The sequence below is a fragment of the Bartonella sp. AP11XZML genome (genome assembly GCF_042196445.1).
Classification (GTDB): Bacteria; Pseudomonadota; Alphaproteobacteria; order Rhizobiales; family Rhizobiaceae; genus Bartonella.
Map to the genome: position 1 here is coordinate 1 of NZ_JBHIQF010000040.1, position 13071 is coordinate 13071.

A 13071-nucleotide genomic window follows, 5' to 3' on the forward strand; every position below is an offset into this window, starting at 1 on the left:
ACTTTTATTTACGCGTCCCTCACTGTAAAAAATATATGGAAAATCAATAATTTATTTTGGATAAAAAAGAACATGGTGCCCAAAAGAGGACTCGAACCTCCACGCCTTACGGCACAGGTACCTGAAACCTGCGCGTCTACCAATTCCGCCATCTGGGCTTATAAAATTCATCTAAGCGCATGAAGCAACTCTGTCAATAAAATTATAGAATTTATTTTTTCAGCTTAAAACGATAGCATTGAACTTTTGAGGGAGATCATGATTTTAGAAGTTTAAGGTGTGAGGACTGTCTTTGATAAAATTGTTGAATCCGGATTAAATGTGTAAATAATAGGAATGCCGGTCGCTAATTCTTGAGATATAATTTCCTCACCGGAGAGACCTTCAAGCGCCATAATAAGAGCACGAAGAGAATTTCCATGTGCTGCGATCAAAACAGTTTGGGAGCGCAAAATATAAGGCTGGATATGGTAAAGATAATAAGGCCAGATGCGCGCACCGGTGTCGCGTAGGCTTTCTCCATTCGGCGGCGCAATCGTATAGGAGCGGCGCCACATTTGCACTTGCTCTTGCCCCCATTGTTGGCGTACTTCATCTTTATTTAAACCAGAAAGATCACCATAATTACGTTCATTTAATGCGGGATTTTTTATCACTTCTAAATCTGATTGTCCCATTTGCTCTAAAATGTGCTGAGCGGTTTTTTGAGCTCGCTGTAAGGCAGATGTATAAGCGATATCAAACCTCAAACCATATTCTTTCAGTTTTTTTCCTGCTGCTATCGCTTCTGCATGACCTTTTTCTGTTAAATCGGGATCTTTCCAACCGGTAAAAAGGTTTTTGAGATTCCATTCACTTTGTCCATGACGAATTAGTGTAAGTATGCGTCCCATTATGAATTGCCTCTATTCTATTGATTGTTTAAAATTCATCGTTCAATCCCAAAACATCGAACATTGAATAAAGACCGCTTTCATGATTTTGTGCCCATAAAGCTGCTTTTAATGCGCCATTGGCAAAGATAGAGCGTTCTTGCGCTGTATGTGAAAGAACAATGCGCTCATTGGAACCAGCAAAAATGACACTGTGTTCTCCAACAACTGTCCCACCACGTGAACAGGAAAAGCCAATGGTGCCTTTTTTGCGTTTACCTATATGACCATTGCGTTCGTTGACACGCACATTTTTAAGCATAACATTGCGCCCTTCAGCTGCTGCTTGGCCAAGAAGAAGGGCTGTTCCAGAAGGAGCATCAACTTTGTTAGCGTGATGCATTTCATAAACTTCGATATCAAAATCATCGGCTTCTAATGCTTTAGCGGCTTTCTTTACAAGGTTGGCTAAAAGATTTATTCCAAGGCTCATATTCCCAGATTTGACAATAGTTGTATATTTCGCAAAATCTGCAATTTTTTCTTCTTCTGTTTTGCTAAATCCTGTGGTGCCAATAATATGGACAAGGCTTTTTTGAGCAGCGTAGTTAGCATAAAGAATACTGGCTTCTGGTTGTGAAAAATCTAAAATACCTTCTGTATTAGAAAAGGCATTTTGGGGATCGTCAGTGATACTAATCCCAAGAGAATCTGAACCAATTAATGCACTGGCATCTTTTCCTACAAACGGTGAGCCTTTACGTACAAGAACAGCACAAAGCTCTACATCTTTCCTCTGCTGGATTGCTGTAATGAGTTCACGTCCCATTCTTCCATTTGCACCAACAACTGTAAGGCGCATTTTTATCTCCTTATGATACTTTACTGTGCAGTATAGGCAAATTCTTGCCTTCTTTCCAATGGTTCTTTTTCTTTATAGAAAAATTTTTTTCCTGCTTTAATTTATCTTGTTGTGCTGCAAAATACTGTTGTTTAGAGCAAGTGATATAAGATCTACAAATTTAAATAGAGATGTTTTTCGTTAGAGTGTGTGATGAATATTCCTAAGTAAGGTTTGCTTATGACACCTAAAGGAGATTGTGTATTACTTTACGCTTTTGTTTCTTTCGTTCTTTAAGGGGGGAGCGTTCTTCATGCAAAACAAGATCTCCCAAACAAAATACACCTATGTTGTCAATTCATGCGCTTTTCTTAAAGAAATATTTATCAATTCTTCTAAACTTATTTTATGATAGTGCTCGTGAGTGGTATCACGAGAGAGTATCCATGAATAATATAACATCTATTCTGCGCCACTATCTTTATGCTTCATAAATAGAGAAAATTAGCATTATCATACGTTTTGTTAGCCTTTAATGTTTTAATAATTCTTGGCACTTAGGCATTTTCATTCTTTTCTTTAATATTCTTTCATTTACCAATTCCATTTGTGACGCATAAGAAAGCGATTTTGATTGTTTTAAATGTGATGAAGGTAATGAGAAAAAGATATTTGGAATTGATGATTAAGGTAAAAAAACGATTATTTATCATTGTATATCAATATGTTATCCATAAATAAAATCACGTAAAAAGGGGATAAAAACAAGGGGCTAACAAGAAGTTGGATTGTTTTCACACGAGAGTTGGTCGGATTCTTCATCTTTTAGGAAAGTCAGTTAAAAAAATTGTTATGTTGTAAAAACGCATGATGAGGATTTTTTTATTATAGGGCAAATAGTATATATGTTATGCAATGCGTTTTTTCATATATTGGGGAGACTTGAGGATAACATGCGTTAAGTATTGTTATTTTATTTGCCTAGCTTCTAATGATGCTACAGCTCTTGTATTTAAAGAGTGTCGTTAAAATGCTTTCTTAAATATTTTTTATTCCTGTGCTAATCTTTTTTTGTGACACGATAAGAAAGTGATTTTTGTGATTCAATTATTAATGGATCTTATTCTCTGTTTAATACGATCATAAATCAATGTATTATTATATTGTTTATACGCATGCATAAAAATTCATAAACCTATAAATATCCTTTAGATAAAATATCACTTTTATTTTTGTTTGTGAGAGAAGGCTAGAAATCAAGATCTGCATAGTGAGCACTTGCAACAATTCCGCGGACGCGATCTGTTAAAAGAGAACGAAAAGAAGGGCGTGATTTAATTCTCATATACCAGTCTTTGGCAGCAGGAGATTGTTCCCAGTCAATTTCCCCTAGAAAGTCAAGTACAGAAATAGAAGCTGCTGCTGCTAGATCTGCATAGGACAAGGCAGAACCGACTAAGCTATCGCGAGAGGCACAGAGCCAATTGAGATAGTTCATATGTGGTAAAATATTGGCACGTGCATTGCGTAAAATTTGTGAATTAGGAGCACCACCGCCAATGGCAAGTGGCATTTCACGTTTATGGATTCGTTCTCGTACGATATGGCGCGTTGCTTCATTTTCGAATTTATTTAAGAACCAGTCATTGAGACGGCGTACTTCCGCACGATCTAAAGGATTTTCTGGAAAGAGCTTATTTTCTTGTCGTAAATTTCCATGTGTTTCGTCTAAATATTCGCAGATAACAAGAGGACCTGATAATGGAACCTCGTGTTCATCGAGAAAAACAGGAACATGACCAGCGGGATTGAGGGCTAGAAATTCGTGTCTTCTTGCCCATTCATATTCTTCAATCAGTTGAGTGGTTACACCATATTCCCCAAGAATGAGGCGTATGAAGCGCGAGGCAGAGGATAGGGGAGAGTGAAAAAGTGTCAGCATAATTTACACTATCAAATAGAGTTGAAGAGAATTCTTTCAAGTAATCATTTTTATAAAGATGCTTGACTAGAAGTACAAGATCATTAGTAGCTGCTAGTAATTATAATTAATAAATTGTTAATGACTAGGAATTGTTCTCTTATGCGATGGTTTGCAAAATGGCAGCACGTAATTCTTCTAAACCGATAGCTTTTTCTGAAGAGGTTACAAGAAGCTCAGGATAAGCTGCTGGGCGTTTAAGAAGCTTTGTTTGTGTGCTCATAATTAATTTTTCCAAGGCATTTGATTTGATTTTATCGCTTTTTGTCAAAACAATGTGATAAGAAACAGCTGCTTTATCAAGGAGAGCAAGAACATCTTCATCATTATTTTTGATTCCGTGCCGTGAATCAATTAAGATATATACACGTTTTAACGTTGTGCGCCCCCGTAAATAGCTAAAAATCAAATTTGTCCACGCATCAACAAGATTTTTAGGAGCAGCAGCAAAACCATAACCAGGCATATCTACTAATGCTAGAGGGGGAAGGTCTCCTAGTTGCCCACTGAATCCATCGGGGACAAAATAATTAAGCTCTTGAGTCCGTCCTGGTGTATTTGAGGTACGTGCTAAGCTTTTTTGTTGGACGAGTGCGTTGATTAAAGATGATTTTCCAACATTGGAACGTCCTGCAAATGCAATTTCTGGTGGTCCTTCGGGGGGGAGAAAGCGTACTGCTGGTACACCACGAATAAAAATCCAATTGCGAGAAAAAATTCCAGAAAGGGAAGAATCTCTTGTCATTCATGCACTTCTTTTTTGGGTGATCTTCTCCAGATGGCTTTCAGATTATCAAAAAGCTCAATTTTAACTCCTTGGCGCTTCATCATGATACCTTGCTGAATGATTGATAATATATTGTTCCATGCCCAATAGATGACGAGACCAACAGGGAAAGAGGCGAGCATAAAAGTAAAGACAACAGGCATCCATGTGAATATCATCGCTTGGGTTTGGTCTTGAGGAGCGGGATTCATACGCATTTGTAAAAACATCGTTATTCCCATAATCAAAGGCCATGCACCAATCATAAGAAATGTTGGCGTTGTATATGGCAAGAGACCAAACAAGTTAAAAAGAGAAGTTGGATCGGGTGCCGCTAAATCTTTAATCCAGCCAAAGAAAGGGGCATGGCGCATTTCAATAGTGATATAGAGAACTTTATAAAGAGCAAAGAATATTGGGAACTGAACCAACATTGGCCAACAGCCTGCAAGGGGATTTATTTTTTCGGTTTTATATAGATCTATTATTGCCTTTTGTTGTTTGGTTTGGTCATCGGGATACTTTTCTTTTATTTCTAGCAACTGCGGTTGTAAAAGCTTCATGCGTGCCATAGATTTATAAGATTTATTGGCTAGAGGGAAAAGAAGAGTTTTCAAGAGAACTGTGACAAGAAGGATGGCGATACCAAAATTCCCTGTTTGTTTATAAAGAATATCAATGAGGGAAAACATTGGTTTGGTGATGAAATCAAACCAGCCCCAATCAATTAAAAGAGCAAACTTTTTGATTTTTAGGTCATTTTGATAATTATTAATAATTTCAACTTGTTTTGCACCAGCAAAAAGACGATTTGTAACAGTTTTTGTTTCATTTGGGGCAATCGTTAAAAGCGACCCTAGCAAGTCAGACTGATAATGCGTTTGCAAACGATCAAAATAAATAAAACGGCTTGTATATTCTTTATTTTGCGGGGGAATAACTGCTACAGCCCAATATTTATCGGTAATACCAATCCAACCTCCTGTTACTTTGGAAAAAGTTATGCTTTTTTGCCCATTATCAGGATTTGGGTCAAGCTCTGCTAAGGTTTTATATTTTTCAGTTTTGAGCGAATCTCCTGCAATACCTATCATACCTTCATGAAGTAAATAGGTTGCATTTGTATGTTCTGGTGGTGCAGCACGTGCAACGCGAGCATAGGACGAGAGATGTATTGGTTGATCGCTTTCATTGCTGATAGAATCCTCAATGGTAAACATGAAATGATTATCAACAGAAAGGGTCCGCCGGAAGATTTGTCCCTGTCCATTATTATAAATTAAAGTGATGGGTGTTGAAGGAGTCAGGATTGTATTGTTTCCCTCTATTTGCCATTTTGTATCCGATTGTGGCAAGGCTTTTGCTGGCAAAGACGCACTTGCAAAACCAAATTCAGCAAGGTAGGTCGTTTTGAAACCTTTAGGATTTAGCAAATCGATTTCCGGTGATTTTTTATCGACTGTTAAACGATATTTTTTGAGGTGAAGATCATCAAATTGTGCACCAACAAGATTAATAGAGCCTTCCAGTTCATTGGTTTTGATCGCAATACGCTCTGTTTTGTCCAATACAGCTTTCCGGATTTCAGGTGTCATGGGCTGTTCGATGATAGATGTAGCTTGATACGTTGAGGTATCGTCAGAAAAATCTGTCGTGGTAGTAGAAAGGGCTGATTGTTGTTTTGACAATTGCTGTGCGATGACTTGTTGTTTTTGTAACTTTGCTTGTTTGGGAGCAACATGAAGAAATTGCCATGCGATGAGCACCACGAAAGATAAGCCAATAGCGATAAAGAAATTGCGATTATATTCCATCCGTACACCCTTGTTGTTGTTGCTGATGTTTTATTTTTGGTTTTATTCGCCGATTTAATTCACTAATCAAGGATGTAAAAGGTGCATGTAACACATCACGGTACGCTACAATGACATAGTCTGTTCCTGCTTCCATGTGGTTTGTTACACCAACTCTCACGGCCTCACGCAAGCGCCTTTTAATACGATTACGTTTCACAGCATTACCGTTTTTACGGGTAACAGTGAAGCCTACACGTGCAAAAAGAGAATCTTTTCTTTCTGTTGTTTGTTCACGAGATTTAACTTCGAGCAAAAATAAAGGACCACGTCGTTTTTCTCCTGTACGGACAGCCAAAAAGTCTGCTCTTTTGCGAATACGGCAGGGATGTTTTTTCTTCATAAAAGAATATTTCGCAATTTCATTAAATGCCTGCAAGCAGACATTGTAGGTTCATAATAAAAGTTTCACAACGAAGAAACGATGAGCAATCCTCAATGGTTGTGAAAATTTAAATGGTTAAGCAGAAAGCCGCTTACGTCCACGAGCACGTCTTGCAGCAATAACTTTACGTCCTCCAGCTGTGGCCATGCGTGCACGAAACCCATGGCGGCGTTTACGGACAAGTTTAGAGGGTTGGTAAGTACGTTTCATTTATTTTAATACCGCGGAGTGCGGCCCTTCTTAATCTTCGTTTTATGAGTAGTTATGCGCGAGATAAACAATTTTATCCTATCATACGGCTGTTAACCCATAAGGAAAAATATAAAAAAAGTCAATCTTAGATTGTTTTTCTCTCTCTTGAAAGAATACAAAACACCTTATAACTATCTGTAACGCTTTTTTACAATACTGTACGAGTGTTAGAAAATAACGATTGAATCTACAGAACATAAATGGCGAGGGCCTTAAAGAATTAAAGAAGGTGTGACTGATTACTGTATGCTCAATTTAAAATATCCTTTAAGATTAAGAGTTTTTTCCAGTTTTTGTTTTTACAAAATTTTTATCAGAATATTCATTAAAGTGGTTGTAGCACAAACGTGATTGATAGGATTTTATAGCAGATTTTATGTTTGAGCTTCTTTATTTTAAGGATGGTTTCATATTTTTAAAGAGATAAGAGATATATACTTTATAATGCTGAGTAAAGTAGAAAATTATCAGGTGATGAACCTTGTAAGTATTTTTCGTTCTTATGCTTATATTTGCTGGTATTTTTATAGAGAGGAAAGAACATGGATCTTATCACAAGTGAGGCTGTCCGCAACGTATTACGTACAATCAAAGGACCAGATCTTGAAAGCGATATTGTGTCGTTGGGTCTTCTTTCAGAAATATTGATTGCTGATGGTAAGGTTTTCTTTTCCATTACAGTTCCTGATGGAGGTGTGCAAAAATGGGAATCATTGCGTCGTTCTGCTGAAAAGGTGGTATGTGCTTTGGAGGGAGTGAAATCTGCTGTTGTTACACTTACAGCAGAAAAAATAACAAAGACAGCACCTAGTCGAAGAGCAAATCTCTTACCGATCAAAATGCCCATAGAAGGTGTGCGGCATGTGATTGCTGTTGCTTCTGGAAAAGGAGGGGTCGGAAAATCTACGATGGCAATAAATATCGCCTTAGCTTTACAAGATTCTGGTTTCAAGACGGGGGTGATGGATGCTGATATTTATGGTCCTTCGTTGCCACGTTTGACAGGACTTGTTAATCAAAAACCACAGCTTATTGGAGAAAAAAAGATTCAACCTCTTGAAAAATTTGGACTTAAATTGATGTCGATGGGATTTTTGGTTGAGGAAGAAAAGCCGGTAGTATGGCGTGGTCCTATGGTTATGGCAGCTGTAACGCAATTGTTACGAGATGTTGTATGGGGGCCTCTGGACGTTTTAGTCGTTGATATGCCGCCCGGTACAGGGGATGCACAATTAACGCTTGCCCAACAGGTACAATTAACAGGTGCGTTGGTTGTCTCTACGCCCCAAGATCTTGCTTTAGTGGATGCACGTAAAGCAATAGAAATGTTCATGAAAGTTAATGTTCCTATTTTAGGACTCATTGAGAATATGAGTTATTTTATCGCTCCTGATACGGGAAAACGCTATGATATTTTTGGCTATGGTGGTGCACGGGCAGAATCGGAACGTCGAGAAGTCCCTTTCTTAGCGGAAATACCGCTTGATGCAGCTTTACGATTTTCTTCAGATGAAGGAATCCCTATTTTTGTTGCTAAGCCTAGTGAAGAGCATGCTAAACTATATCGTAAAATTGTTGATCAAATAAAAAATCAACTCTTTTGAATGTTTTTTTAGAGAGTTTATTAAAACACAATCATGTGGATAACCTGAAGGGGAAGCAAATTGAAGAGTTAGAGCCGTGAGGTAGAAAAAATATTGGACTTGAGGCTAAAAGAAGAAGACAGAAAATAAAAATAATTTAGAAAAATTGTAAAAGGTTGTAAAAAATATTTTAATAATCAATTTTTTCATAAAAAAGCATTTTTTGATGTGAGTTTTCTTGATATACATCTTCAACATTTAGTTTTTTCTTATTGAGATGATAAAAATATTGGTCAAGTCTTTTTAGAAGCATTCATTTTTTGCAAAGTAGCCTCAAGAGCCGTTGTTAAAGCATTCCTTCCCCCTTGATGAGAAAAGTAATTTGACAAAAATTCATTTGTTCCACCTTTTGTTGAAAACTCTTTTTCAAGCAGTGCAAAATCGAGAGATACAGAACGATCCGTTGCTATAGTTTTACGCATTTCATCTGTAAGATTTCCAAACATCATGGTAAGGAATTCTGCTGATTGTTGTTTTTTTAACCCTTGTGTTATAAACCATTGATGGGCAGTTTCTATAAAATTAAAATATACTCCCATAAGTGAACCAGCTGTCATAAAAAGATTAAACTGCTCTTCCTTATCCAGCACCAATGTGCCCCCCAATGCATCAAATAAAGTGCGTAAAAAGGGATGATTGGGATAGATTGGTGTCAAATTTTTGCATTCTGCAACAAAAGGTAATGGAACAGCACGATAAACTTTATGATTAATCCACTCTTCTATTTCTGCTGCTTTTGCCATAGCAAGTACGGAAATAACCAGCTGTTCTGGACGAAAACGAAGAGAGCGCAAAACGTCTTCTGCAATTTGGTTGGGCAAGCAAAGAAAAACACAATCACTAACATCGAGCAACGCTTGGTTATTTTCAGCAATCATAACTTTATCATAAGTGCGTGAAAGGCGCTTTGCTGTTTGTGCATTGCGAGGCGAAACAATAATGGAAGAAACATCAAAGTTGCTTGTCATTAAGCCATTCACCATTGAAGCACTGATTGTACCCGTTCCCAAAAAGCCAAGTCTCATTATCTATTTCTCAGTTTCATATTTTAAAAGGAATTTTAATCAACATTTCAGGTGTTTTAACTAACATAAACGCTAATTGAAGAAGCAACACATAACATAGCAAGAATAATCAAAACCAAATAGATTTTGGGTTTGTCAAAGAGAACGGCAAAAGCAGAAAACCAACCAACAACAGCTGCGGCTAATGCAAATAAAAAACCTGGTTTATTCATAAGCACAATATGCATTGCCATTAAACCACCAATAATTAGCGCTCCAAAAATGATGAGCAAACCTGTTGCAAACTTTTCATAATCATCCATATTTCGCTCCTTATAGCGCTCAATTATTACACACTTTTTAACGCATATGCACATAAAAACGAAATGTTTTTTATTGAATATGGTTAAAACGGGGAGGCCTTTTATTGATTAGATGTAAAAAATGCAGGGATATGCTGTGGCCAACGCCAAGGTAAAATTGCAATTAAATCAAAGCGTACAGACAAAAGGGCATAATCTTTTTGCCGTGCGAGCCAAATATCGGCAGCTGCCTCAATTCGCTTTTCATTCATTCGGGAAACCGCTTCCATTGCTTCAGCCAACGTTGAACGTGCTTTAACTTCAACGATTAACACAAGATTTCCGCGTCGTGCAATTAAATCAATTTCTCCACATTTTGTTTTAAAACGCCTTTCGGCAATGTGAAACCCTTTGCAACGTAGCCACCAAGCTGCCAATTTTTCTGCACGAACCCCTCGATAAAAAGACTTTTGTCTGCGTTTTTTTTGTATTATTTTACGCATTTTTTAAAAAGATTAATCGCTGAAAAAGTTCTTGCTTTTTTAAACCGGTTTTTTTTGCAACAAAAGCTGCCGCTTGAGCAGCAGAATGTGTCCGTGCGCGTTCTAATAGCATTTCATCAATTTCTTGATCACTTATCACATTTAAAGAAGAAGATGATTCTCCAACAAGTACAACAATTTCCCCACGAATATGTGCTTGTTTTCTGTAATTTTCTAACAAATTTCCCAAATTGGAAACATCTACTGTTTCAAACTTTTTTGTTAATTCACGACAAATGGCAGCAGGTCGATCAGCCGAAAAAAGTGTGACCATATCCTGTAAAGTTTCAACAAGACGATGCGGTGATTCATAAAAAATCAAAGTTGCTGGAATCTCTTTTAATTGTTCCAACCGTTTTCGGCGCTGTAGTTTTCGTGCACTCAAAAAACCTGCAAAAAAAAAGCTATCAGTAGGAAGCCCTGTCGGTATAAGAGCGGATAAAAGAGCGGATGCTCCAGGAATAGGAATAATTTTATGACCAGCTTTACGGGCCTCTTCCACCAATCGAAATCCAGGATCAGAAATAAGTGGTGTTCCGGCATCTGAAACAAGTGCTACTGTTTTGTTTTCTGCTAAAGCCGCTAAGAGCTTCGGACCCGCTTTTTGCGCATTATATTCATGATAGAGAAAAGGTTTTTTTTGAATGCCGTAACGTTCCAACAAAACACGTGTTACTCGCGTATCCTCACACGCTAAAATATCAATTCCTGCAAGCACTTGCAAAGCACGAAGCGTAATATCTGCAAGATTTCCGATAGGTGTTGCCACAAGATAAAGCCCTGATTCTATAACGGGTGCAGAATAAGCATGCGCACCTATAAAATATGCTTTTTCACACATGCTCTTTTCTTTTCATTAAATTCTCCTCACCACAAGATTTTTATCCATACTCATAAGCCATTTTGGCTCATTTTTTACCAGCACTTTTTTATCATTACAAAGGCTTACCTTATTCGAATAATCCGATTACACTACAATAAGATAATTTCATATTTAACGTCTTAATTTAACATTATTATCTATTTTGATCCGCGTTATTTTTTCCAGTAAAACAAATTCCAAATGTAACCAATATTCTATCAGCCCCATGATTTTCTATAAAGTTTTTCCTTCGAGAACAAAAAAAACAACTTTACCCATGTTATAATCTCATGCTTGTTTGTGCTCTTTGAAAAGCTAAGCTTTTTAGATTATTTCCATAACGCCGATTTTTCAAATATTCTATTGATATCCAAACTGTTTTTCTGAGCAAATGTAAACAGCCCCTTTTGAAACACATACAGTTAACTGGCAGCTGACTGTATTGTTATTGATCAAATATAAGCTCTTATCAGCAAAATACTTTATTTTTTCATATTCTCTACAGCTTTAACAGTATGCAGTATAATGAGTACCTTAGAAAAGTTTAAGGCTAAATTTTATCTTAAAGATTTGATTTATAATAGAAAATTTATTATTTTGCCTATTAATTAGGAGCTTTAAATATCGTAACATTATCTCAGATCTTCTTATAGTCAATTAATCAAAATCATTTTTGTGCATCTTGAAACCTCCTTAAAACAAAGATTATCGCCTCATTGGAGATCGCAGAGAAAATAATGCTGTTAGCTTGTACTTTTTATTTCATAAATATGGAACTGTTCGTTCACAGGATTGCGTTATACCTTTTTCGGATAGTGTCGCAAAATAATTGTTTGATATGAGAGCTATCTCTTAAAAACAAGCCCATGACTGAACAACACAAGTCTGCTTTAATTTTGGATACCTTATTTTTTCTGAAGGATATGCTCTCATAAAAAAACGTAAGTAATAAAAGCGGGGACAATACGTTATCTCTTCTTTTTAGAGGATATTGTGATGCTTTTGAAAGTTTTAAAACCGAATGGACAGATGATAGTAAAGAGGAAAACAGATTTTTCCTTTCAGATTTCATATTCTTTCTAAATGAAGCAGTATTTTCGTTTCAGAGATTACTCAAATAGAATATGCAATATTTTGCTCTAGCTACAAAAGCTGGAACGGCGTGCAGAGCTTTCATTCACCTTAATCTTTCTTTTAAATATACCACTTGTGTTCAATTTGGATGTTGATTTACAAGCAATAGCGAAAGCACAAGCTTTATAAAAAACAACTCTATAAAACGCGTCATAAAGTGGTCATGAAAGCTATTTTGTTTTTTATCAGGTTGTTTTGCTAATAGCGATAGTCTCCATGGCTTGGCATCTGCTTATTCTTACGGTATTTGTATACATTCATTGCAGTATATTGGTAAAGGTTAGACGCAAGGCGATTATCCTTGATGCAAAAATAAAAGGTTAATGTGAGATTAAGATTTTTTCGTGTCATTATCAGTAGAAACATTATAAAGGGCTTGAACAAGCATGCTCTTTATCTCTTTATCTCACAATGTTTTTTCTACATTCATTCGTGGTTTTTCTTGAGTGAGCATTACTTGGCAAGTGTAGGAGAAAAAATAAATGTGAAGCGCATCTTCAGGGGGGGCTCTTGGCTAGTTAAAACGATTGATGTTTCTTATGAGAGGGCTAAAAGCATTTTGGATCATATGGGAGAGGGGGTAAAGTAGAACAGGCTTATTTTCCTTCAGGTTTTCGAGAACCGCGGCTGTTCC

The 13071-nt window shown here is 36.8% G+C and carries 12 protein-coding genes and 1 tRNA gene; 1 reads left to right on the forward strand and 12 read right to left on the reverse strand.

What is annotated here, in order from left to right:
- Window positions 1-73 precede the first annotated feature (73 nt).
- The 8 genes from ACFIMG_RS03240 to rpmH form a co-directional block, all read right to left on the reverse strand.
- Window positions 74-158 (reverse strand) — tRNA-Leu (locus ACFIMG_RS03240).
- A 114-nt stretch (window positions 159-272) separates the two neighbouring features.
- Entirely contained in the window at window positions 273-893 is a 621-nt protein-coding gene (locus tag ACFIMG_RS03245; RefSeq protein ID WP_375633246.1) for a 2,3-bisphosphoglycerate-dependent phosphoglycerate mutase, read from the reverse strand.
- Between the two features lie 28 nt (window positions 894-921).
- On the reverse strand, window positions 922-1734 hold the full coding sequence (gene dapB / locus ACFIMG_RS03250; protein ID WP_375678721.1) for a 4-hydroxy-tetrahydrodipicolinate reductase: 813 nt from the start codon (window positions 1732-1734) through the stop codon (window positions 922-924).
- A gap of 1228 nt (window positions 1735-2962) precedes the next feature.
- Entirely contained in the window at window positions 2963-3655 is a 693-nt protein-coding gene (locus tag ACFIMG_RS03255) for a glutathione S-transferase family protein (protein WP_375678720.1), read from the reverse strand.
- 139 nt (window positions 3656-3794) lie between these two features.
- Window positions 3795-4439, reverse strand: coding sequence for a ribosome biogenesis GTP-binding protein YihA/YsxC (yihA, locus tag ACFIMG_RS03260; protein WP_375678719.1), 645 nt, complete (start codon window positions 4437-4439; stop codon window positions 3795-3797).
- Entirely contained in the window at window positions 4436-6274 is a 1839-nt protein-coding gene (yidC, locus tag ACFIMG_RS03265; protein WP_375678718.1) for a membrane protein insertase YidC, read from the reverse strand. Before yidC ends, yihA begins: the two co-directional genes overlap by 4 nt.
- Window positions 6264-6656 carry a ribonuclease P protein component gene (gene rnpA, locus ACFIMG_RS03270; protein ID WP_375612257.1) on the reverse strand — a complete coding sequence of 131 codons (393 nt, stop codon included), beginning with the start codon at window positions 6654-6656 and terminating at the stop codon, window positions 6264-6266. Before rnpA ends, yidC begins: the two co-directional genes overlap by 11 nt.
- 117 nt (window positions 6657-6773) lie before the next feature.
- Complete coding sequence (rpmH, locus tag ACFIMG_RS03275; protein WP_005864709.1) at window positions 6774-6908, reverse strand: 50S ribosomal protein L34; 135 nt, start codon at window positions 6906-6908, stop codon at window positions 6774-6776.
- Between the two features lie 584 nt (window positions 6909-7492).
- Here rpmH and ACFIMG_RS03280 point away from each other — a divergent pair.
- Entirely contained in the window at window positions 7493-8554 is a 1062-nt protein-coding gene (locus tag ACFIMG_RS03280; protein ID WP_375678717.1) for an Mrp/NBP35 family ATP-binding protein, read from the forward strand.
- A gap of 272 nt (window positions 8555-8826) precedes the next feature.
- Here the strand turns inward: ACFIMG_RS03280 and ACFIMG_RS03285 are convergent, their stop codons facing one another.
- The 4 genes from ACFIMG_RS03285 to rsmI form a co-directional block, all read right to left on the reverse strand.
- The gene (locus ACFIMG_RS03285; protein ID WP_375678716.1) at window positions 8827-9618 is read right to left on the reverse strand and encodes a pyrroline-5-carboxylate reductase; all 792 of its coding nucleotides are present in this window, start codon (window positions 9616-9618) and stop codon (window positions 8827-8829) included.
- Between the two features lie 56 nt (window positions 9619-9674).
- Entirely contained in the window at window positions 9675-9920 is a 246-nt protein-coding gene (locus ACFIMG_RS03290; protein ID WP_375612261.1) for a hypothetical protein, read from the reverse strand.
- Window positions 9921-10021: 101 nt separating this feature from the next.
- A complete protein-coding gene (locus tag ACFIMG_RS03295) occupies window positions 10022-10390 on the reverse strand; it encodes a YraN family protein (RefSeq protein WP_375655386.1) in 369 nt (122 codons plus the stop codon).
- A 4-nt stretch (window positions 10391-10394) separates the two neighbouring features.
- Complete coding sequence (rsmI, locus tag ACFIMG_RS03300; protein ID WP_375678715.1) at window positions 10395-11282, reverse strand: 16S rRNA (cytidine(1402)-2'-O)-methyltransferase; 888 nt, start codon at window positions 11280-11282, stop codon at window positions 10395-10397.
- Between the last annotated feature and the right edge of the window lie 1789 nt (window positions 11283-13071).